Raw genomic sequence first — 22,956 nt, 5'->3', positions numbered from 1 at the left:
GCGAGTGCGAGTGCGGGGGGTGTGGTGGGGCGGGAGGGACGGGTCCCCCGCCCCACCGGGGCCCGGTGCCCGCCCGCGGTCAGGTGCGGGCGGACACCGGGTGCTTGCGGGAGGCTCAGCCGACCTGGCCGAACCTCCACTTCTGGCTGGCCGCGGTCGTGGAGCAGGTCGACTGGACCAACTGGACGTCGTCCGCGGTGGAGGCCTGCGGGATGTTCAGGCACTTGTTGCTGAGGACCGAGACGATCCGGTAGTAGCCCAGGCCGGCCGACACGAGCTTCCACTTCTGGTCCGACGCACCGGCGACGCACGTCCACTGCTGGACGTTGGCGGCGGTCTTCGACGCCAGGTCCAGGCACTTGTTGCTGTGCTGCGCGGTGAGGGTGTAGGCGCCGTTACCCGCGTCGGTCAGCTGCCACTGCTGGTTGGTGCCGCCGTTCGCGGTCCACTGGATGACGGCCGCGCCGTCGGCGGTCGACCCGTTCCGCACGTCCACGCGCTTGGCGCTGTGGGCGCTCGTCACGGTGTACTTGTTGCCGCTCTGCGGAGGGGTCCAGCCCGTCCCCGGGGCGTTGAAGGTCATCGCGTCCAGGTCGAAGGAGTCCGCGGTCGGGGCCTTGAAGACCGCGTACACCGTCTGGGTGCCGCTGGGTGCGGTGACCGCGACGGGGTCGAGGTTGACGTAGTTGTCCCATCCGCCGGTGGACGGGACGGGGCTGGTGGCGAGGAGGGTACCGGTCGGCGAGCCGGACCGGAGTTCTATGGAGCCGCCCGTGTTGGAGGGGGCCGAGACCCGGAAGGTGACGGACTCGACTCCGGTCAGGTTCAGGGGCTTGAACGAGATCCAGTCGTCGTTGGAGATGTCGCCGATGCGCTTGCCGTTCTCGGCGCCGCCCTGATCGACGACCCGGATCCCGGACTGGCCGGTGTAGTACTCGGCCTGCTTGTGGCGGGGCTGGAGTACTACCGTGGTGCCGCCCTTCAGTCCGGCGTTGTCGGTGTATTCGGCCGACAGGACCAGGGAGGTGTTGGCGGTGGCGTCGTGGCCTGAGGAACCCGTGGGGATGGTGCCGGAGCAGCCGGTGAGCTGGCCGGTGTCGTGGCTGTGGCTGTCGTGGCCGAGCGCCACGGTCACCCTGACCCTGGAGCAGTCGACGGCGCCGTCCTCCGGGTCGACCACGTTGACCTGGTAGGGGATGCTGTCGCCGAACTCCATGACCCGGCCGTTGGCGGGGTTGGTGAAGGTGACCGCGGGGCGGGTGTTGCCGACGATGATCGGCACGCTCACGGTGCCCGTCTTGCCGCCGCCGTCGGTGACCGTCAGCTTGGCCGAGTAGGTGCCGTTGGCGGTGTAGGTGTGCGAGGGGCTCGGGCCGGTGCCCGTCGAGCCGTCGCCGAAGTCCCACGTGTAGGTGAGCACGTCGCCGGCGTCCGGGTCGGACGAGCCGTCCGAGGAGAAGGTCACCGGCAGCGGAGCCTGGCCGGAGTCGGGGGTGGCCGTCGCCTTGGCCAGCGGGGTGCGGTTGCCGGCGACGTAGTCGATCCGGTAGATGCCGTCGTCGGTGTTGGTGTGCCCGAAGCCGAGGCCCCATTCGGCGACGTACATCGCGCCGTCCGGGCCGAACTTCATGTCGATCGGCGCGCGCAGACCGAGGTCGGCGACGAAGGGGTTGATCTTCAGGAGGTCGCCCGCCGCGTCGAGGCGGAACTCCTTGATGAAGTTGCGGCTCCACTCGTAGAAGAACGGCGTCTTGTCGTAGTACTTCGGGAACTTGCGCTCGGAGGTGCTGGCCGCGTCGTAGTGGTAGAACGGGCCGCTCATCGGGGCCGCGCCGCCGCCGGCGTCGATCTCGGGGAACTCCGAGGGGGGCTCGTAGAAGTCGTACCAGACCGTCGAGGCCTTGGCGGCCGGGAGGTTGGTCAGGCCGGTGTTGTTCGGCGAGTTGTTGACCGGCGCCGCGCAGTTGAACTTCGCGCCGGACACCCCGGTGGCGAAGTTGTAGTCGTTGAACGCGAGGTTCTCACCCACGCAGTACGGCCAGCCGTAGTTTCCCGGCTCCTTGATCAGGTTCCACTCGACGGTGCCCTCGGGGCCGCGGTTCGGGTCCACGTCCTTCGCGTCGGGCCCGTAGTCGGCGGCGGAGATCCAGCCGGTCTCCGGATCGACGGAGAAGCGGAAGGTGTTGCGGAAGCCCATCGCGTAGATCTCGGGCCGGGTCAGGGCGGTGCCGGGCGCGAACATGTTGCCGGCGGGGATGGTGTAGCCGCCGGCGGCCTCGGGGTGGATGCGCAGGATCTTGCCGCGCAGGTCGTTGGTGTTGGCGGACGTGCGCTGGGCGTCGAACTTCTCGCGGCCCGGCCGCTCGTCGATGGGCGTGCGGTCGTCGGATTCGAACGGGTTGGTGTCGTCGCCGACGCCGATGTAGAGGTTGCCGCCGGGTCCGAAGTGGAGGTAGCCGCCGGTGTGGCCGGGCTCGTGTGCGCCACGGTAGGCCGGGACCTCGATCACGGTCTGCGCGCTGGCCATGTCGAGCGTGTCGTCGGCGTTGACCGTGAACCGGGTGACCCGGTTGATCTCGGCGGTGCCGGCGGGCGAGTGGTTGATGTAGATCCACCGGTTGGTGGCGAAGTTCGGGTCCAGGGCCAGGCCGATGCCGCCGTCCTCGCCATCGTTGTAGACGTTCAGCACGCCGGCGACGTGCGTCTCGGGCGCCTCGTCGTGGGTGTGGATCACGTTCACCGTGCCGGCGCGCGAGATGTAGAACACCTTGCCGTCGGGGGCCACGTCGAGCTGCATGGGCTGGTCGGGGGCGCCGTCCAGCGTCACCTTCTGGTAGCGCTGGGAGACGGTGCCGCCGCAGTCGCCTTCCGCGGCGCCCGCCGCCCACTTGAGGCCGCCCAGGAGGTGCTGGCGGAACAGCGGCTCCGAGTAGGAGGACGTCTCGTGGCCCATGGCGGTGGCCCAGACCTTGCCGCCCTCGGCGTTGCGGCACCAGGAGATCGGGTGGTCGGCACCCATCTTGGCGCCGCCGGCGTCGTAGGTGGTCTCGTCCGCCGTGACCAGGACGTGCACGTCACCGCGCGCGTTCTTGTCGAAGTTGTACCACTCCTCGACCCGCTGCCAGCGGTCCGGAAGGCCGACGGTGGACGGGTGCACCTTGTCGGCCACCTTGGCCGTGCCCTGCACGATGCTGGAGTGCGCGGTCATGTGCGCGCCGGCCATGACGACCTCGTCCCACCAGGGGAACTCGGTCTCGATGTTCATGTCCGTGGCGTTGTGCAGCGCCACGATGCCGTGGCCGCCGCGCACGAATTCCTGGGCGGCGGCGCGCTGGGCGGCGGTGTCCCAGACCATGCCCGAGGACTGGACCATGACCACGGCGTCGTAGGTGCTGAGGCCGGTGGTGCTGAAGACGTTCGCGTCGTCGCTCTGGTCCACCTGGATGCCGTTGGCGGCGCCGAGCTCCTGGAAGGCCTGGATGGCCGCGTCCATGGAGGTGTGCCGGTAGGCGCCGGGCGCCGTCTTGGTGAAGAGGAGGACCTTGAACTCGGAGTCGGCCGTGTGTCCTTCGTGGGCGAGGACGGGTGCGGCCTGCAGGGTGGTGAGACCCAGCAGGGATACGGTGAGCGCGGCAAGGCCGCGCTTCACCCATGGTCGTGACATGGGGGTTCTCCTTGGGGATGGCGAAAAGGTGACGGAGAGAGGTCACATGGTGCGGAGGAACGCGAGTCCGCTCGTGGCCAGTTCGTCCTGGCTCGCCGCGAGCGGGCGCCAGATGGACGCGGCCGTGGCGATGGTCGTGTTGTCCGGTGTGAAGGACTCGATGACCAGCGGGCCGGTGTAGTCGGCGTCCTCGACCGCCGCGGCGAACGCGGTCCAGTCGAAGTGGTCGGCGCCGGGGGCGCCTCGGTCCGTGCCGCACACCTGGATGAGGGCGATCCGGGAACCCGCGTCGCGGATCGCCTGGGCGGGGCTCCTTTCCTCGATGTTCAGGTGGTACGTGTCGAGTGCGAGGCCGCACTCGTCGGGGAGGGCGTCGAGGGCCTGCTCGACGGTGTTGAGCAGGCTGGTCTCGTAGCGGTTGAGCGGTTCGACGCCGAGGCGCACCCCGCGCTCCCCCGCGTACGCCACGACGGGCTTGAGGTTCTCGCGCAGTTCGGCGAGGACCGAGCGCCGCTCCTCCGCGTCCAGTGACCAGGTACGCCCCACGGAGGCGTAGGCGGGGCCGCAGATCGTCGGCGAGCCGACGGCCGCGGCGACGTCCACGCAGTGCCGCAGGTAGTCCTGGGTGTCGCGGACGGTCTCGGGCGGGGCTGCGACCAGTTCCCGGCCGGGGGGCATGACGAGGACGACGGAGGCGCCCAGTCCGTGCCGGTGCAGGAGTTCGGCGGTGAGGTCGGGGGACCAGTCGCCCGGGTGCTCGACCGGGAGCTCGACCGTGTCGAATCCCCAGTCGGCGATCCGGGGGACGAGCCAGGCGAGCGAGGCGTCGGTCGACGGCGAGTCCCAGACCCAGGTGTTGACGCCTATCGCGGGCATCTACTTGCCGCCCCACTTCTGCGGGTAGCCGTCCATCTTCTCGCAGCCGCAGAGGGCGTAGTGCAGCGGCGGCATGCCGGGCTTGAGGTAGGTGTCCAGGTTCTCCTCGGTGATGGCGGGCTGGGGCAGGTTCCAGACCTTCGGCACGCTCTCGCCCTTGAGGATCTTCAGCGCGGCGATGACCGGGGTGCGCCACTGGTAGGTCGGGTAGGTCGGGGCGATGGCCGTGAGCTTCGCGTCCTTCCACTTCTGCAGGAAGTCCTGCTGGTCCTCGCCGTTGAGGGGCGGGACGGGCAGGCCGGCGTCCTCGAAGGCCTCGACGGCGGCGACGGACGTGGCACCGGAGTCCAGCCAGAGGCCGTCGATCTTGCCGTGGCGCTGGATGTAGTTGGTGACGATGCTCTTGGTCTTGGCGGCGTCGCCGTCGGTGAACTCCACGCCGATGACGTCGAGTTCGCTCTTCTCGAAGGTCTTCTGGGCGGCGGACCAGCGGGTCTCCAGGACGTCGACGCCGGGCAGGATGCGCAGCGCGAGGATCTTTCCGCCGGGCTTGACCTTGCGGGTGAGGAACTCCGCGCCGTCGGCGCCGAAGGCGTAGCCGCCGATCGGCTTGATGAAGGTGACCGGGCAGTCCGTTCCGACGCCGCGGTCGAAGACGATGACCGGCACCTTCGGACAGGCGCCCTTGACCGCGGGGGTGAGGGTGGCGGTGGTGTTGGGCGAGACGATCAGCGCGTCACAGCCCTTGGCCGTGAGCTCGGCGATGTCGGAGATCTGCTTGTCGTCCTTGCCTTCGGCGTCCAGGACGGTGAAGTCGGCGATCTCCTTGTGCTGGGCGACCTCGGCCTGCATGGTCTTCCAGCCCACCTGGCGCCAGGGGTTGTTGGTGGCCGCGTTGGAGAAGCACAGGTGGTACGGGCCGGCCTTCTTGTACTTGGCCGTGTCCACCGGCTGCGGGTCGATGGCCTGCTCCCACGGCTTGTCCGCCGGGCCGGTGGGCTGCTTGGTCCGCATGGCGAGCTGGGCCTCGTAGTCGGCCTGCACGAAGAAGGAGGACTCGTCGGCCTTCTTCTTCTGTCCGTCCGCGCCCTTCCCGGCACCGGAAGCGCCGGAGGCGGGCCCGTCCGCGGGCAGGTCGCTGGAGCAGCCGGTGAGCGCTACGAGTGCGGCCACGGCGGCGGCGGCGAGAACACGTCTGTGGATGTGCGGCATGATGCTTCCTCTATGCGGTGGTGGATGCGGACTTGGCGCGCTGCGGGAACCGGACGGACCCGAGGGCTACGGCGAGGACGAGGATGAGTCCCTGCACGGTGAATTCGAGGGCTCCGGAGATCCCGTACAGGTTGAGCAGGGTGAAGAGGGCCTGGAGGGTGAAGGCGCCGGCGATGGCCGCCACGGCCGATCCGCGGCCGCCGCCGAGGGCGACACCGCCGAGGACGACCGCGGTGATCGCCTGGAACTCCAGTCCCTCGCCGACCTTGGCGGATACGCCGGCGAATCCGCCGAGCAGGACGGCGCAGACGGCGGCCGACAGGCCCGACAGGACGAAGGCCGTCGTCTTGACGCGCAGGACGCGCACGCCGGACAGGCGGGCCGCGACCGGGTTGTCGCCCGCGGCGACGAGGGTGCGTCCGAAGTCGGAGCGCATGAGGGCGACGACGGCCGCGACGGCGGCGACGAGGACCAGCACCGACCACGGCACCGGGCCCAGGCTGCCGCGGCCGAACTGCCGGAACTCCTCGGACAGTGCGCCGCGCGGGGAACCGCCGGTCCACAGGAACACGGCTCCGGACAGGATCAGGAGCATGCCCAGGGTGACGATGAAGGACGGCACCCTCAGCAGGGTGGTCACCAGCCCGTTGACGAGGCCGATGAGGGCTCCGAAGGCGAGCAGGAGCAGGACGACCGGCCAGGTGGCGCCGGGGTCTCCGTCGATGAGCCGGGCGGCGATGACGACTTCGGCGGTGACGAGCGACCCCACGGAGAGGTCGAACTCGCCGGACACGATGACGAAGTACTGGCCGGCGGCGAGGATGGCCAGCGGGGCGGCCCGTTTGACGAAGGCCAGGAAGCCCTCGGGTTCGAGGAAGAAGGGGTTGGCGATCGCGATCGCCACGAGCAGGACGGCCAGGACGCCGAGGATGGGCAGGTTGCGTCTCATCGCGCGAGCCTCCGGCGGGCGTAGATCGCCAGGGCGGCGACGAGGACGACGCCGCGCACCACGTCCTTGGCGAAGGAGTCGATCTCCAGCTGGTTGAAGACGCTGTCCAGGACGGCGAGGAGGAGGACGCCGCCGACGGTTCCCGCGACGCCGCCCTTGCCGCCCGCGAGGGCGGTGCCGCCGAGGACGACGGCCGCGATGGACTCCAGGTCGTACCCTCCGTCGGTGCCGACGGTGGGTGCGCCGGCGCCGAGCCGGGCGGCGAGGAGCAGTCCGGCAGCGCCCGCGGTCAGGGAGCAGAGGACGTGCGTGGCGACGATGACGCGGTCGGTCCGCACGCCGGAGAGCCGGGCCACCTCGGGGCCGCCGCCGACGGCGTAGATGCGGTAGCCGAGCGGGGTGCGGCGCAGCAGGAACCAGGCCGCCGCCGCGATGGCCAGCCAGAGGAGGGCCGAGACGGGCACGGGTCCGACGCGGTCGTAGCCGAGGTGCTGGAAGGACTCGGGCACCTTGCCGGCGGGGCCGTCGTAGCGGTATTCGAGGATGCCCTTGATGATGAGCGAGACGCCGAGCGTGGCGATGAAGGCGTGCACCTTCAGGGTGGTGATGGCGAAGCCGTTGACGAGTCCGGTCAGCGCGCTGACGGCGAGGACGGCGCCGATCGCGGGCAGCACGCCGTACTGGGCCATCGTCTCGGCGGCGACGAGGGAGCTCAGGCTCATCAGGAAGGCGACGGACAGGTCCAGCGAGCCGGCGAGGATCGCGAGGGTCTGGCCGACGGCGACGATGCCGAGGGCGGCGGAGCGCTGCTGGATCCCGACGATGTTGCTCTCGTCGAAGAACTGTCCCCCGTCGAAGGCGAACAGGGCCCATCCGAGGATGAGCATGACGCCCAGGGCCATGAAGACGGGCCTGGCGGGGCTGTCCGCGGCGAAGCCGCGCAGGGCGGGTCCTCTCGCGGGGAGGGCGGTTCCGAGCTGCTGGGTCATGATCCGGCCGCCAGGTGCATCACGGCTTCCTCCGAGGAGTCTGCGGGCAGGTGACCTGCGATGCGTCCGTCCCTCAGGACGACGATGCGGTCGCTCATGCCGATGAGTTCGGGGAGCTCGGAGGAGATCATGAGGACGGCCATGCCGTCCTCCGCGAGTTCCCGTACGAGCTCGTGGATGGCGGCCTTCGCGCCGACGTCGACGCCGCGGGTGGGTTCGTCGAACAGGAGGACGTTCGGGGCCACCGTCAGCCACTTGGCGAGGACGACCTTCTGCTGGTTCCCGCCGGAGAGGTACCGGACCTCCTTCTCGGGGCTCGGCGGGGCGAGGCGCACCCGCTTCAGGAGGTCGAGGACGCTCGTCCCGACGCGTCCGCCGCGGGCGCGGGCCACGAGGAGGGCGTTGTCGCGTACCGACTGGTGCAGGGCGAGGCCTTCGGACTTGCGGTCCTCGGTGACGAGGCCGATGCCCGCGGCGATGCCGTCCCGGACCGAGCCGGGGCGCTTCGGCGTCATCTCGCCGCGGGTGAAGGGCTCTGCGCCGAAGAGTGCTTTGGCGAGTTCGGTGCGGCCGGCGCCCTGCAGTCCGGCCAGGCCGACGATCTCCCCCGCCCGCAGTTCCAGGTCGATCCCGTCGAGGACGGCGTTGCCGCCGCCTCGTACCGAGAGCAGCACGTCCCCTGCGGGGCGCGTCGCGCGGGCCGGGTAGTACTCGGTGAGCTCGCGGCCGACCATCAGCCGGACGAGTCCGGCGGTGGTGAGCTCCTGGATCGGGAGGGTGGTGACCTTGGCACCGTCCTTGAGAACGGTGACGCGGTCGGCGAGTTCGAAGATCTCACGCAGTCGGTGCGAGATGTAGAGGACGGCGACGCCGCGCTCGCTGAGCCGGCGGACCAGCCGGTACAGCAGCTCGACCTCGCTCTCGGCCAGGGCGGCCGTCGGCTCGTCCATGACGACGATGCGGGCGTCGACCGAGAGCGCCTTGACGATCTCGACCACCTGCTGCTGGGCCACGGACAGGCGGCGCACGAGGTCGCGCGGGCCGAAGGAGGCCTCGCCGAGCTCGTCGAGGAGCGCGGCGGTGGCCGTCTCCATCGCGGCCCTGTCGACGAGTCCGAGCCGCTTCGGCTCACGGCCGAGGAAGACGTTCTCGGCGACGGTCCGCTCGGGGAGGAGGGTGAGCTCCTGGTAGATGATCGCGACGCCGGCGCGCTGGGCGTCGGTGGGGTGCTTGAAGGAGACGGTGCGGCCGTCGAGGGCGATCGTCCCCTCGTCGGGGGTGTGGACGCCGGCGAGGATCTTCATCAGCGTCGACTTCCCGGCGCCGTTCTCGCCGATGAGGGCATGCACCTCGCCGCGCTCCACGTCGAGGTCGACGTCCGTCAGGACCCGGGCACCGGGGAAGCTCTTGCCGATGCCGGTCATGGTCAGCACGCGACCCACCCCCCGTCCCGCGCGGACCGGAGTGCGGCGTCCGTGAGCCGGGCGGCGCGGGCGCCGTCCTCGAAGGTGGGGAGCCCTTCGCGGTCGTCCCCCTGGAGTGCGGCGTAGGCGTCCGCGACGAAGGCGTCGAAGCAGTCGTGGAAGCCCTGCGGGTGTCCGGCGGGCAGCGGTGAGTAGCGTCGGGCGGCCTCGGACAGGCTCAGCGGGTCGCGGACGAGGGCCTCGGAGCCGCTCCGGCCGCCGAGCCACAGCCGCTCGGGGTTCTCCTGGTCGAAGGCGAGGCTTCCGGAGGCGGCGGAGATCTCCAGGAAGAGGCGGTTCTTGCGGCCGGCGGCGACCTGGCTGACGGCCACCGAGCCGAGGGCTCCGGAGGCGGTGGCGAACTGCACGGTGGCGAGGTCTTCGGTGAGGACCGGTCCGCCGCCCATGCGCTCCGGCACGACCACGGAGGTCTGCGCGCAGAGCTTGGCGATCCGGTCCCCCGTCACGAACTCGACGAGGTCGAACCAGTGCGAGCCGATGTCGCCGATCGTGCGGCCGGGGCCGCCCTGCTTGGGGTCCACCCGCCAGTTGTCGTCGGTCGATTCCAGCAGCCAGTCCTGGAGGTAGCTGCCCTGGATGAGGCTGACGCGCCCGAGTGCGGTCAGCCGCTCCCTGGCCTCCCTGACCATCGGATGGAATCGGTAGACGAAGGGGACGGCGGCCAACACCCCGGTCTCCTTGGCCCGTTCGGCCATCATCCGGGCGGTGGGGGCCTCGGTTGCGAGCGGCTTCTCGCAGATCACGGCCAGGCCCGCGTCCATCGCTTCGAGGGCGATGGGGGCGTGCAGGTGGTTGGGGGTGCAGACGTGCAGGACGTCGATCAGGCCGGAAGTGATCAGTTCCGTGACCGACTCGAAGGCCTTCTCGGCACCGAGCGCCTCGGCGCCCTCCGTGGCGTTCGCCAGGTCCGCTCCCGCGACGCCCACCAAGCGGGCGCCTGCCTGTCGCGCGGCTCGGGCGTGGATCCGGCCGATGAAGCCAGTTCCGACGATCCCCACCCTGACTTCCGCCGATTGTCGTCGTATATCGAGCATGTTTCGGATCCTAGAGATGACTTATTACGGACGTCAACCATAAGTACGCCGAGAGTTATGATTAGTGGAGTTCGATCAGCCGCAGCACCGACATGGATGGAGACGGGGAGTTGACCACCGAACCGGCAGGCGCCGGCGCCCTACTGGCGATCCTGCGCGACGGCCGCGCCCGCACCCGCACCGAATTGGTGCAGCTCACCGGCCTCGCCCGGTCGACCGTGACCCAGCGCCTCGACGCACTGGCGGACCAGCAGTGGATCCGGCCGACGGACGACGCGATCTTCTCCGGCGGCAGGCCCGCCGTGGCCTTCTCCTTCAACTCCGAGGCACGGACGGTCCTCTCCGCCGACCTCGGAGCCACGCACGCACGGATCGCCGTCACGGATCTGGCCACCCGCGTCCTCGCCGAACGCAGCCGCGACATCCGGATCACCGAGGGCCCGGAGCACGTCCTCGGCTGGCTCGTCGACGAGTTCACGGAACTGCTGGCCGAGGCCGGGCGCACGCTCTCGGACGTGTGCGGCGTCGGCATCGGCCTCCCCGGCCCCGTCGAGCACACGTCGGGCCGGCCCGTGAACCCCCCGATCATGCCCGGCTGGGACGGCTTCGACGTGCCGGGCTGGCTCGAACCCCGCCTCGGCGCCCCCGTCCTGGTCGACAACGACGTCAACATCATGGCCCTCGGCGAACACTGGGCCGCCAGTCCCGAGGTCGAACACCTCCTCTTCGTGAAGGTCGGCACCGGCATCGGCTGCGGGATCATCACGGAGCACCGCCTCCACCGCGGCGCCCAGGGCTCCGCCGGCGACATCGGCCACATCCGGGTGGCCGGGGCCGGCGAGGAGCCCTGCCGCTGCGGGAACACCGGCTGCCTCGAAGCGGTCGCCGGCGGCGCCGCCCTCGCCGCACGCCTCCGGGCCGCGGGCGCCGACGCCACGGACGGCCGGGACGTCGTCGCCCTGGTCCGCGCCGGGAACCCGGCCGCGATCCAGCTGATCCGCCAGGCGGGCCGGGACATCGGTGACGTCCTGGCCGCGCTGGTGAACTTCTTCAACCCCGGGGTCATCATCATCGGCGGCGACGTCTCGGATGCCGGGGAGCACCTGCTCGCCGGAGTCCGTGAGGTCATCTACAGCCGCTCCCTCCCGCTGGCCACCCAGCACCTGTCGATCCGGGGCCGCGAACTCGGCGACCGCGCCGGCGTCATCGGGGCCGCCGTCATGGTCATCGAGCACACCCTCAGCCCGGCGGCCGTCGACCAGGCCATCGCGACCTCGGACGCGGCGTAGCCCACGTCCTCGTAGGAGGGTGCCGGGCGGGCGCCGGGCAGCGGAGGACGCGGTGCCCGGCCGTCACCGCCCGGCGATCGGGCCACGACCGCCGAGACCCGGCAACCGGGCCGCGAGCGTCGCGGCCCGGCGGTCGGGGCCGGGGTCAGGTCAGGTCAGGTCAGGTCAGGTCAGGTCAGGTCAGGTCAGGGTCGGGCCCTCGATGGTCACGGCCCGGCAGCCGGGCCGCGCTCGTCCGGGCCCGGCCGTCGCGCCCCGCTCAGAGGGCGATGACCTCCCACTCCTGAGTGGCCGACGCGGCGGCGGCCGCCTGGACGATCGCCGCACCGTCGGCGGTGGAGCCGTTCGCGACGTCCATGCGCAGGCCGCTGGAGACGTTGACCAGGTGGTAGCGCCCGGCCGTCGCCGAAGGAACCAGCTTCCACCACTGGTTGGGGCTGTCCGTGTCCGTCCACTGGTCCAGCGGCTCCCCGGGGGTCGTGGAGGCCCCCGGGTTGTCGAGGACCTTGCCGCTGTGGACGTTGGACAGACGGAAGGAGCCGTCGTAGTCCGGCCACAGGCGCCACTGCTGGTTGGCTCCGCCCGTCCAGGACCACTGGATCACCGGAGCGCCGTTGCCGGTCGATTCGTTCGCCACGTCGAGCGCCTTGCCGCTGGCGCGGTTGACCAGCCGGTACGTCCCGGAGAACAGGCCGACCGCGATCTGGGTGCGGACCCCGGCGGTGAGCGTGATCTTCCTGGCGTGCCCGCCGAGCGGGGAGGGCGCCACCGGCGCCGTGGTGGACAGCGAGGTGATGCCGCGCCGGCAGACGAAGTCCAGCGTCTGGGTGGTGTCGGACACGACGGTGACCGTGGCCGTGCGGGCCGCGGTGTCCCAGGTGAGGCTCTCGACGAGGACGCGGTTGCGGCCGCGGACACCGCGGATCGTGCCCCGGGCGAACTGCTCGGGAAGGGCCGGCAGGATCTCCAGGAGTCCGGGCCGGGTGCAGAGGAGCGATTCCGCGACGATCGCCGGCAGCGCGTTGGCCGCGTCGCAGTTGTAGATGTGCAGGTCGGGGTTGTGCGAGGTCACCAGGGAGCGGTGGACCATGTTGCTGCCCAGGACCTTGCGGATGTTCTCGTATACACCCGGGCCGTCCTTCAGTCGGCTCCACGCGAGCGCCCGGTGCAGGCTGCCGTGGGCCGAGTAGTTCTCGTCGCCGCGCATCCTGAGGGCCTTGCGCGCGGTGAAGACCAGGTCCGGCTCTTCCTCCGGGTTGATCTCGTGCAGGGGCCAGGCGCCGTAGAGGTGCTGCACGTGCCGGTGGTTGTAGCGGTCGTGCAGGCCGGGCCAGGACCACTCGGCGAGGGCGCCGTCGCTGTTGACCGAGTACGCGGGCAGCCTCCCCAGCAGCGCCGTCCACCGTGCGACGCCCTGGCCGGCGCCCTGCTCCACGTTCAGTTCGTTCGCGGCGTCGATCGCGGCCTGGAGGGCGTGGCGGCCCGCCATGATGTCGCCGGTGGCGTTGACGGAGAGCATCTGGCCGGTGTTGGACGGGGAGTTCTCCATCGAGAACGACGGAACGAAGACCACCTTCCCGTCGGCGTCGGTGCGGGTGAGGAAGTCCTCGTAGAACAGGGCGAGTTCCATGAGGGCCGGGCCGAGCCTGTCCCGGAGGAACGCCATATCGCCGGTGACCTGGTAGTACTCCAGGAGCGGGTACAGCATCCAGTCGGCGCCACCGGTCCAGCACTGGCCGGGGAAGTCGCTGTTGTTGAAGTGGAGCATGTGGCCGTGCTCGCCGTCGGTGCGGGACGGCGCCAGGAAGCCTCGCGTCCCGTACAGGTTCGCGGCGTTGGTGCGCCAGTCGTCGAGCTGCCCGAGGACCAGGTCGAAGAAGCCGCGCATGGCGTCGCCGTGGCTGAGGATGTTGCCGCCGGCGACCTGCAGGTTCACGTTGGCGTCGGTGGTGTAGTCGTCGGCCCAGGCGCCGTTCCAGCTGCCCGCCCAGAGCCCGGTCAGCCGGGGCGGGAGGATGCCGCTGGAGCTGACGAAGAGGTACCGGCCGGAGTCGTACATCTTCTCCAGCAGTGCCAGGTCCACGGTCCACCGGTCGCCGTTCTGCCGCGCGGTCAGCTCCGACGTGGACAGCTTCCGGTCCGCCGCGGACACGCCGAGATCCAGGCCGGACCCGTCGAACATGGCCTGGTGCAGGGGCGCGTGCCGGCCGAGCAGGGTGCCGTAGTCGGTGGACAGCGAGGCGAGGGCGGCGTGCAGCGGCTTGGCGTTCCACTCCCCCGCGTTCTCGTACCGGCCCAGCTTGGTCAGGAGCAGCACGCGGGACGCGCGGCTGACGACGAGGGTGTTGCCGCTGACCGACACCGAGGCCTTGCTGCCCGTGACGACGACCCGGGTGACGCCCTCGTACCCGAAGGCGCCCTGTCCGGAGGGGTACGTCCCCCGCAGGTTCAGGTAGCCCTGCCCGCCGGAGACACTGGCGAGGGTCGTGAAGGCCACGTTGCCCGGCACGCCTTCGAGTGCGGTGCTGACCTTGAGCGTCGTGTCGACGGTCCGCCCGGTCGCCGGCAGCAGCTCGTGGACGAGGACCTTGTCGGCCCTGGAGACGAACGCCCGCCGCCGCCAGACGCCGGCGCTTTCGGACCAGGAGTGCGTGACCTCGCCCGTACGGAAGTCCGTGACCCGGGCGTAGTTGTTGGCGGTCGTCGCACCGGGCGTGCTCAGCTGCAGCTCGTAGCCCGGGTGGAAGGACTGTGTCCAGCGCAGGGACCAGCCCTCCGCGAACTCCCCGGCGGCCCCCCAGTAGTCACCGGAGAGGGCCCGGTTCCGCACGGCGTCCAAGCGGTCGGCGACCACCGGCGGCACCACGTCGCGCGTCCCGTTGGGCAGCACGAAGCGGTGGTGGTTGAGAACGATCTTCTCCAGCTGCGGCGCGCCGTGGAACACCGCGCCGCACTCACCGTTTCCGGTGACGAAGCCGTCCGTCCAGGACCCCGCGGCCACGGTGTCGTACATGCCCCGCTCCGGCAGGGTGACCTGGGGCGGCACGGCCGCCGCCGCGATCGACGACAGGACGCCGCCGGGGACCACGACGGCACCCGCGGTCAGGGCGGCCGCCGATATGAAACCTCTGCGGCCGAGAGGTGCGCCAAGGGAAGACATGGCAGCTCCTTCAATGAAAGAAGGGAAGGGGAGGGGGAGGGGCACGCCGGAAGGAGCGGTGGCTGCGTCACGGTCCGAGCGGCGTCCCGTCCGCATCGGCACACACGTTCATGGGAACGTAAACATGGGTTTCGTGATACACCACTACTGTCGGCGTGCCGGGCCAGTGGAGCACGCGTCGCCAGGACGCGTCAATATCCATGCAGATCCCCACAAGGTGGGCAGGATCGTCCACTTGGCGCTGCCCTCCTCCGCGATCGGCGCCGCCGCGCCGTAGCCTGGGGACCCCGGCGACGCCTCCGGCACGGCGGTCGCGTCCGGGCACGCAAGGGAGGAGCGCGATGGAACAGCAGCCGGTGACGATGAGCGAGGTGGCTCGCGTCGCCGGGGTGTCGGTGACCACGGTCTCCTACGTCCTCAGCGGCAAGCGGCCCGTCGCGCCCGCCACGAGGGAGGCGGTCGAGGCGGCCATCGCACAGCTCGGCTTCCGCCTCAACACGGTGGCCCAGAGCCTGCGCACCGGCCGCTCCGGCACGGCCGCGCTGATCATCCCCGACATCGCCAACCCCTTCTACGCCGAGCTGGCCCGAGGACTGCAGGACACGTTGCGCCAGGAGCGGCTCCACGTCGTCATCTGCAACACCAACGCGGAACGCGCCGAGGAGCTGTCGTACCTCGACGAAGTGGTCAACCGCCGGTTCGACGGGGTCGTCATCACTCCCCAATGGCTGGTGCCGGACGACCTGGCCCCGCTCCGGGCCGCGGGGATCCCGGTCGTGGTCAGCGTCGACGGCGAACCGGACGATCTCGACCTCGATCTCGTACGCGCCGATTCCCGCGAGGCGATCGACCGGGCCGTCGCGCACCTCGTGCAGCGGGGACACCGGCGCCTGGGCATGGTCGCCGGGCCGCCGGGCACCCCCAACGGAGATCCGCGCCTCACCCTCTTCCGTGCCGCCGCGCGCCGGCACGGCCTGGAGCTCCCGGACGATCTGGTCGTCCGGGGGAAGCACACCCGCGAAACCGGTGCCGTCGGCCTTCGCCGACTGATGGCCCACCCGCACCCCCCGACCGCCGTCGCCTGCGTCAACGACCGCTCCGCCATCGGCGTACTGGAAGCAGCCGAGGAGATGGGCCTCAAGATCCCGTCCGACCTCGCGGTGATCGGCCACGACGACATCGAGGTCGCCTCTCTCGTACGTCCCCGGCTCTCGACGATCCGCTATCCCGCCCACGAGGTGGGATCCGCCTGCGGACGCCTGCTCCTGGAGCGCCTGGACGGTCGCGTCAGCCCGGTCCGGGTCGCCCTGCGCACCGAGTTCGTCCTGCGCGAATCCGCCTGATCGCCGCTCGGACGACACTCTCCGCCCGCGACGCGCCGGGGTCACACCGGCGCCACCGTCGGCGCGGGCAGCCGCCGCCGGCACTTCCGAGGCGCGGATCCACGATGCGAGACGTCGGGCTTGACAGCCCCCGGAGCCCTCGAACTACGGTTGCGCAATCGATTGCGCGCCCTTGTACGGCCGGTCGCCCGGCCACCTCCGCGACCCCGTCCGCAGCGATCGAGGCCACCTTTCCCCACGCCCGACGCCGGGCGTCCCCAACGATGGGAACCTCATGCCGAACAACCGGTCAGTCGACGGTCACGACGCGGCCCCCATGGTGCTGCCCGCTCCTCGGACGCCCTCGCCCCGCGACGCACCCGTCCTCAAGTGGGGTGTGGTCGCGCCGGGTTGGGTCGCCACCCGCTTCGTCGAGGCACTGCAGACGTACACCGACCAGAAGGTGGTGGCCGTCGGTTCGCGTGACGCCGGGCGCGCCCGCGCGTTCGCCGACCGCTTCGGGATCCCGGCGGCGTACGGCAGTTACGCCGAGCTGGTCGAGGACCGCGACGTGGACATCGTCTACATCGCCTCCCCGCACTCGGGCCACTTCGAGCAGGCGATGCAGGCGATCGACGCGGGGCGGCACGTGCTCGTGGAGAAGGCGTTCACCCGCAACGCCCGCGAGGCCGAGCAGTTGATCGAGGCGGCCCGCGAGCGGGGGGTGTTCCTCATGGAGGCCATGTGGATGCGGTTCCTTCCGCACATCGACGTGATCCGCCAGGTCATCGCATCGGGGCTGCTCGGCGAGGTGCACACCGTCATGGCCGACCACGGCCTCCCGGTCGAGCCGGACGCCGCACACCGCCACTACGCCCCCGAACTGGCCGGCGGAGCGCTCCTGGACCTCGGCATCTATCCGGTCTCCTTCGCCTCGCTGGTCCTCGGCCCGTTCGCCTCGGTCACCGCGGTGGGCACGAAGGCGTTCACCGGCGTGGACGGCCAGGCGTCGATCGTCGTCACCAGCCCTTCCGGGGCGCACGGCGTCCTGAACACGACGGTCTTCGCCCGTACACCGACCACGGCATCGGTCTGCGGAACGCACGCACGCCTGGAGATCGACGGCCACTTCTACGGCCCCGCCGAGGTGCGCCTGATCGGCCGCGACCACGAGCTCCTCGACACCTTCGTCCCCGACCCCCTCGACGGCGGCCTGTGCTACCAGGCGGCAGAAGCCGCCCGGTGCATCGGCGCCGGGCTGCTGGAGTCCGCGGTGATGCCGCACTCGGAGACGCTGAGCATGATGCACATCCTGGACGGCATCCGCCGCGATCTGGGCGTGTCGTTCCCCGGCGAGTGATGCACCCGGTGGGACGTGCGGCCCCACGGGCGGCACGTCCCACCGGTGCGGGTGATCGCACGTCCCACCGGTGCCGGCGATCCTTCGCCGTTCACCCGCCGACGGCTTCGCCGTTCACCTGTCGACGGCTTCTCCGTTCACCCGCCGATGGCCTTGTCCCAGTTCTCCCTCACCACCTGCAGCGCCTTGTTCAGCTGCGGGTCGGTGGGGAAGGCCGGCGGGTTGCCCTCGATCGTCGGCAGCCTCGACGCCTTGCCCTTGTCGAGGGTGCCGTCCTTCGCCATGACGTCCATGAGCACGGGGCGGGCGTCGCCCGACAGCCGCAGGTTCTGTCCCTCCGTACTGGCGAGGTACTCCTGCCACAGGCGCGCCGCGGCCGGGTGCGGAGCGTACTCGTTGATCGCCTGGGCGTAGTACTGCGAGAAGCTTCCGTCGAAGGGGATGGACACCTTCCAGTTCACGTCGGTGCCCCGCAGCTCGTCGATGTGCCGGAGGTTGAGGAAGTCCCACTCGATGCTGATCGGGGTCTCGCCTCGGGCGATGGCCTCCGGGTTGGGGTTGCCGCGGTTGTAGTTGCCGACGTCGTCGAGCTTCGCGAAGAAGTCGATGCCCGGCTGGATGTCGTCGAACGAGCCCCCGTTGGCCAGGGCGGCCGCGTACACGCCGGCGAAGGCGGACCCGGCCGTGGTGGGGTTGCCGTTGAGCGCGACCTTGCCCCGGTACTCGGGCTTGAGCAGATCGGCGAAGGAGACGGGGCAGACGGGGACCCTGCTCTTGTCGCAGCCGATGGACACGTAGCCGCCGTAGCTGTTGAACCAGGCACCGCCGGGGTCCTTCTGGTTGGCCGGGATCCTGTCCCAGCCCTCGACCCGGTAGGGGGCCAGGAGGTCCTGGCGCGCGGCCGACTGGGCGAAGGCGTCGCCGAGGTCGAGCACGTCGGGGGCGCTCGCCTTGCCGCGGCTCTTCTTGATGTCGTCGATCTCCTGCTGGCTCGACCCGAAGGGGTTGCTGTTGACGATCTTGATGCCGTACTTCTTCTCGAAGCCGTCCATCAGCCCGCCGTAGTTCGCCCAGTGGCGCAACAGGGTCGTCGTGTTGAGCGTGCCCTCCTTCTTCGCCTCCTTGATCAAGGCGTCCATGCCGCCGGCTTCCTCGGCCGAGGAAGCCTCGGCGACGGGCACCACCTGGACGGGCTCCTTCTCCTCGCCGCAGGCGCCGAGGCCGAACGCCACGGCGCAGAGAAAGGCCGTGAGGGCTACGGCTCGCATCCGAGGAGGTTGGACCACGGCGTCTCCGCGAGGACAAAAGGAACGTGGAAGAGGTTTTCCAGCCTACTCGGGTGTTTCCTTGGCGCCCGCGCGGAGCGGGCCCGCGCCCGGAAGGACGGTCGGCGGCGCGCGTTCACAGCTCCACGTCGTCCCACTGGCCGAGGATGTCGTCCTCCCCCAGCGCGTCCAGGTCGGGCCCCGCGTCGGGGCCGATCGCCTGGGAAGACCAGATGGTCTTGCCCCGGGGGGAATAGCGGGTGCCCCACTTCTCGGCGTACTGGGCGACGAGGAACAGCCCGCGGCCTCCCTCGTCGGTGTCGGCGGCCCGCCGGATGTACGGGGCGGTGCTGCTTCCGTCGGAGACCTCGCAGACCAGCGAGCTGCCGTGCAGGAGGCGCACCCGGATGGGTTCGAGGCCGTAGCGGACGGCGTTGGTGATCAGTTCGCTGAGGATGAGTTCGCTGCCGAAGGAGATGTCCTCCAGGCCCCACTCGGCCAGCTTCCGGGCGCAGGCGTTGCGGACCGGGCTCACGGCCGCCGGGTCGCGCGGCACCTCCCATTCGGCGACCCGGTAGGGGTCCATGCGCCTCACACGGGCCACGAGGAGGGCGACGTCGTCGCCCGACTCCGTGGGCAGCATCGTGTCGATGACGGCGGCGCACGTCTCCTCCGGCGTGCGGTCGGGACCGGCGAGGCCCTCGCGGAGGGCTTCCAGGCTCTCGTCGGGATCCCTGCTGCGGTCCTCCAGGAGGCCGTCGGTGTAGAGCACGAGCCGTGAGCCCTCCGGCAGGGTCGTCCGGGTCGTCTCGACGGGCATGCCCGCGCCGAGTCCGAGCGGCGGGGAGACCGGCGACTCCAGGAACTCCACGCTGCCGTCGGGGAGGACGACCGCGGGCGGCAGGTGTCCCGCCGTGGCCACGACGACCTCGCCGGAGACGGAGTCGTAGACGACGCAGAGGCAGGTGGCTCCGGTGATCGTCTCCTCCCAGCCCTCGGCGGACTCGTCCTGGACGTCGATGAGGGTCACGAGTTCGTCCAGGCGCCAGATCAGCTCGTCCGGGGACAGGTCGAGGGCCGAGAAGTTGTGCACGGCGATGCGCAGCCGACCCATGGTGGCCGCGGCGTGCAGGCCGTGCCCGACGACATCGCCCACGACCAGCGCCACCCGGGCGCCGGGCAGCGGGATCACGTCGAACCAGTCGCCTCCCACACCGGACTCCGCGGGCAGGTAGCGGGAGGCCACGTCGAGCGCCTGGTCGTCGGGGAGGTTGCGCGGCATCAGGCTGCGCTGCAGGGTGACCGCCATCGAGTGTTCACGGGTGTAGCGGCGGGCGTTGTCGATGGAGACCGCGGCCCGGTTCGTCAGCTCCTCGGCGAAGGACAGGTCCTCGTCGGAGAACGGCGTGGACTTCCCCGACCGCCAGAAGTTCGCCACTCCCAGGACCACGCCCCGCGCCCGCAGCGGTACGACCGCCAGGGAGTGGATGCCGTAGTGGAGGATGCGCTGGGCCCGCTCCTCGTCCTGCGCGCGCCATCCGGTCGACGAGGCGAGGTCGGCCACCACCACGGAGCGGCCCTCGCTGACGCTGACGTCCACCGGCGTTCCGGGAACGAAGCGGATCAGTTCCCCGGAGGGGTAGAGGGGGTGGTCCTCGGTGAGGCCGGCGGTGGCCGTCCGGCGCAGTTCGGTGCTCGCCCCGGCGGGTTCCTCACCCCTCAGGACGGGGTCGAGGAGTTCGACGGTGACGACGTCCGCGAACCCGGCGATCGCCACCTCCGCGAGTTCCTCGGCGGTCCGCACGACGTCCAGCGTGGTTCCGATGCGCACTCCGGCGTCGTAGAGCAGCGTCAGCCGCTCCCTCGCCACCTCGGCACGGCCGGAGAGGGAGCGGAGCTCGGTGGTGTCCCGAAGGGTCACCACGCTGCCGCGCTGGCCGCCGGTCGGCAGCGTCACCCGCTTGTTGAGGGCGAGGAGGCGGTCCGCGGCCAGGTGCACCTCGTCGGTGGCGATCCGGTCCGACGCCAGGAGGGCCGTGAGGGAGGAGTCGAGGCCCAGGTCCGCGACACGACGGCCCTCCGCGTCCGGCGGCAGGTCCAGGAGTCGGCGGGCCTCGTCGTTGGCGAGCAGCAGTCGGTGGTCACGGCCGGTGATGAGCACGCCCTCGCGGACGGCGTGCAGGACGGCGTCGTGGTGGTCGTACATCCGCGTCATCTCCGTCGGGCCCAGGCCGTGGGTCTGGCGGCGCAGCCGTCGGCTCACCAGGCCCGTGCCGAGGGCGACGAGGGCGAGGGCACCGGCGGCGCTGGCCAGGAAGACGGGCAGCTGCTGGTCCACCGAGTCCTGGACCTTCTCGACGGTCACCGCCGCGGACACGATGCCGACCACGTGCCCCTGGGCGTCCCTGACGGGGGCCGCCGACACCACGGAGAGGCCGAGGGCGCCCTGGAAGGTACGGGTGAAGGGGCGGCCGGCCGCCGCTTCGGCGTACGGGCCGATGACGTGCTTGCCGAGTTGCGTGGGGTCACTGTGGGTGAGGGTGATGCCGTCGAGTTCGTACACGATCAGGGCGTCGATTCCGGCGGCCTTGCGCGCCCCCTCGGCGAGGGGCTGGAGCTCGACCGTCGGGAAGTCGCTCTCCAGTGCCCGTGCGAGGCCGGGGGCGTGAGCGAAGGACTGGGCGGCGGCGACGGTCCGGTGCCGGGCGTCGGTCATGGTGTCGCGCCGGGCCTGGACGACGATCGCCACGACCGCGGCGGCGACGAGGAGGACCACGAGGACCAGCTGGAGGAGGAAGACCTGGCGGGCGACGCTCCGTGTGGTCAGCCACGATCGGATGCGCCGCGGGCCCTTTCCAGGGCTTTCCTGAGGGTCACGTGTCGTATGACCCGTTTCTCCGCTCATAGTCCCCATTTAGCCCTGCCCGATTCGCGCCTGGCAAGCATGGGCCCGCGGCACGGGGTGGTGGACCCCGGGCTACGGCTTCACTCCCGGCGCCGGTGCGCGCCGGGAGGCGCGGTGCTGTCCCGCTCCACCAGGGCGGTCGACACGAGCCGCACTCCCGTCACCGTCTCGCCTTCGAGCTCCCGCAGGACGGCGTCCACGCACAGCGCTCCGACCTGGGCGAAGTCCTGGTGGACGGTGGTCAGCGGCGGGATGAAGGAGGCCGCCTCGGGGATGTCGTCGAAACCGACGACGCTGACGTCCTCGGGGACGCGCACACCGCGCTCGTGGAAGGCCCGCAGCACGCCGAGGGCCATCTGGTCGTTGGCCACGAACACGGCCGTGCACGACGCCTCGCCGGCCAGCCTCAGGCCCGCCTCGTATCCCGACTCGGGGGTCCAGTCCCCGCGCAGCACGGGAGGCACCGGGCACCCTTCCTCCCGCAGCGCCGCCTCCCACGCCTCGGCACGGCGGCCCGCGGCGAAGGACTCCTCGGGTCCCGCGACGTGCCACACCGCGTCGTGGCCGAGCCCGAGCAGGTGCCGCACCGCGGAGCGGGCGCCCTGGCGCTGATCCGTGTCCACCACCGGGAAGCGGCCGGTGGCGTCCGAGTCCACCACGACCACCTTGACGTGCGGCGGCAGGGTGAGGGCGACGGCATCGAGCAGGTGGACCTCCATGATCAGCACGACGGCGTCGACCGCCAGCTCGTCGAGCCGCGTGAAAGCCCCCTTGACGTTGTCCTGGGTGGGCGCGTCGAGCGGGATGAGGGTGACCGCGTAGCCGGCACGGGAGGCCGAGCCGGTGACGGCGTCCAGGGTCCTGACGTTGCCCGTGCTGGTGAGCCCGCCGATGATCACACCTATGGCTCGAAAGTCACCTCGCTTGAGGGCGCGGGCCGCACTGTTCGGCCGGTATCCCAGCTCCTTCATCGCGTCGAGGACCTTCCTCCGGGTCGTCTCCACGACGGCCGAGTCGCCGTTGGAGACGCGGGACACCGTCTGGGACGAGACTCCCGCCCGCTGGGCGACGTCTGCCATGGACACCCGGCGTGGCCTGGCACGTACCCCCCGTCGACCGTCGCTCACACTCGCCGACCGACCGGTCGCGTTCTGTTCGGACACCCCACGTACCTCTCTCATTCGCTACCAGTTCGTGCTTGACGCCCCCCAGCGGGAATGCCACCATCACATTACTGATGGTTGCGTAAACATCACCCATCAACCAGCCCTCTCGCAGGGGCGATTACCGGCCACAGGCCGCACCGCTTCGCTCCCCGTCCGGACCGCTCGGTCACCGACGCTAGGACCCAGCCATGACGCTCCTGTCGACGTCAGCTCAGGCGGCCCCACCGCCTCGCCGACGAGCCCGTTTCCGCCTCCGGAAGGAGGCCTGGGTGGGCTGGGGC

General features: G+C 70.9%; 14 protein-coding genes. 3 read left to right on the top strand and 11 right to left on the bottom strand.

Annotated features, from left to right (window positions below; translation table 11 throughout):
- Positions 1–115 precede the first annotated feature (115 nt).
- From ACFCY7_RS01545 to ACFCY7_RS01515, 7 genes are read right to left on the bottom strand one after another with little or no spacing between them, the layout of a single operon-like run.
- Positions 116–3,664 carry a ThuA domain-containing protein gene (locus ACFCY7_RS01545; protein WP_376480422.1) on the bottom strand — a complete coding sequence of 1,183 codons (3,549 nt, stop codon included), beginning with the start codon at positions 3,662–3,664 and terminating at the stop codon, positions 116–118.
- A 42-nt stretch (positions 3,665–3,706) separates the two neighbouring features.
- Positions 3,707–4,540, bottom strand: a complete 834-nt coding sequence (locus ACFCY7_RS01540; protein WP_376480421.1) for a sugar phosphate isomerase/epimerase family protein — start codon at positions 4,538–4,540, stop codon at positions 3,707–3,709.
- Positions 4,541–5,752: an ABC transporter substrate-binding protein gene (locus tag ACFCY7_RS01535; RefSeq protein WP_376480420.1), complete on the bottom strand. Its 1,212-nt coding sequence runs from the start codon at positions 5,750–5,752 to the stop codon at positions 4,541–4,543.
- Positions 5,753–5,762: 10 nt separating this feature from the next.
- Positions 5,763–6,701: an ABC transporter permease gene (locus ACFCY7_RS01530; protein WP_376480419.1), complete on the bottom strand. Its 939-nt coding sequence runs from the start codon at positions 6,699–6,701 to the stop codon at positions 5,763–5,765.
- Positions 6,698–7,690, bottom strand: coding sequence for an ABC transporter permease (locus ACFCY7_RS01525; RefSeq protein ID WP_376480418.1), 993 nt, complete (start codon positions 7,688–7,690; stop codon positions 6,698–6,700). The genes ACFCY7_RS01530 and ACFCY7_RS01525 overlap by 4 nt, the downstream gene beginning before the upstream one ends.
- The gene (locus tag ACFCY7_RS01520; protein WP_376480417.1) at positions 7,687–9,123 is read right to left on the bottom strand and encodes a sugar ABC transporter ATP-binding protein; all 1,437 of its coding nucleotides are present in this window, start codon (positions 9,121–9,123) and stop codon (positions 7,687–7,689) included. The genes ACFCY7_RS01525 and ACFCY7_RS01520 overlap by 4 nt, the downstream gene beginning before the upstream one ends.
- A complete protein-coding gene (locus ACFCY7_RS01515; protein ID WP_376480416.1) occupies positions 9,117–10,208 on the bottom strand; it encodes a Gfo/Idh/MocA family protein in 1,092 nt (363 codons plus the stop codon). The genes ACFCY7_RS01520 and ACFCY7_RS01515 overlap by 7 nt, the downstream gene beginning before the upstream one ends.
- A 110-nt stretch (positions 10,209–10,318) precedes the next feature.
- Here ACFCY7_RS01515 and ACFCY7_RS01510 point away from each other — a divergent pair, with 110 nt between their 5' ends.
- Positions 10,319–11,497, top strand: a complete 1,179-nt coding sequence (locus tag ACFCY7_RS01510; protein WP_376480415.1) for an ROK family protein — start codon at positions 10,319–10,321, stop codon at positions 11,495–11,497.
- A gap of 259 nt (positions 11,498–11,756) precedes the next feature.
- On the opposite strand, the gene ACFCY7_RS01505 is transcribed toward ACFCY7_RS01510, so the two are convergent.
- Positions 11,757–14,657 carry an RICIN domain-containing protein gene (locus tag ACFCY7_RS01505; protein WP_376480414.1) on the bottom strand — a complete coding sequence of 967 codons (2,901 nt, stop codon included), beginning with the start codon at positions 14,655–14,657 and terminating at the stop codon, positions 11,757–11,759.
- Between the two features lie 341 nt (positions 14,658–14,998).
- On the opposite strand from ACFCY7_RS01505, the gene ACFCY7_RS01500 reads away from it, so the two are divergent.
- On the top strand, positions 14,999–16,000 hold the full coding sequence (locus tag ACFCY7_RS01500; RefSeq protein WP_376480413.1) for a LacI family DNA-binding transcriptional regulator: 1,002 nt from the start codon (positions 14,999–15,001) through the stop codon (positions 15,998–16,000).
- A gap of 274 nt (positions 16,001–16,274) precedes the next feature.
- The gene (locus ACFCY7_RS01495) at positions 16,275–17,339 is read left to right on the top strand and encodes a Gfo/Idh/MocA family protein (protein WP_376480412.1); all 1,065 of its coding nucleotides are present in this window, start codon (positions 16,275–16,277) and stop codon (positions 17,337–17,339) included.
- 137 nt (positions 17,340–17,476) lie between these two features.
- On the opposite strand, the gene ACFCY7_RS01490 is transcribed toward ACFCY7_RS01495, so the two are convergent.
- From ACFCY7_RS01490 to ACFCY7_RS01480, 3 genes are all read right to left on the bottom strand, one after another.
- On the bottom strand, positions 17,477–18,607 hold the full coding sequence (locus tag ACFCY7_RS01490) for an ABC transporter substrate-binding protein (RefSeq protein ID WP_376480411.1): 1,131 nt from the start codon (positions 18,605–18,607) through the stop codon (positions 17,477–17,479).
- A 133-nt stretch (positions 18,608–18,740) separates the two neighbouring features.
- Positions 18,741–21,509, bottom strand: a complete 2,769-nt coding sequence (locus tag ACFCY7_RS01485) for a SpoIIE family protein phosphatase (protein ID WP_376480410.1) — start codon at positions 21,507–21,509, stop codon at positions 18,741–18,743.
- 80 nt (positions 21,510–21,589) lie between these two features.
- Positions 21,590–22,588, bottom strand: a complete 999-nt coding sequence (locus tag ACFCY7_RS01480; RefSeq protein WP_376480409.1) for a LacI family DNA-binding transcriptional regulator — start codon at positions 22,586–22,588, stop codon at positions 21,590–21,592.
- Positions 22,589–22,956 lie beyond the last annotated feature (368 nt).

The sequence above is a fragment of the Streptomyces sp. NPDC056361 genome (genome assembly GCF_042262805.1).
Taxonomy (GTDB): domain Bacteria; phylum Actinomycetota; class Actinomycetes; order Streptomycetales; family Streptomycetaceae; genus Streptomyces.
Note: the sequence above shows the minus strand (reverse complement) of the source record. Positions and strands in the feature narration are given on the sequence as shown.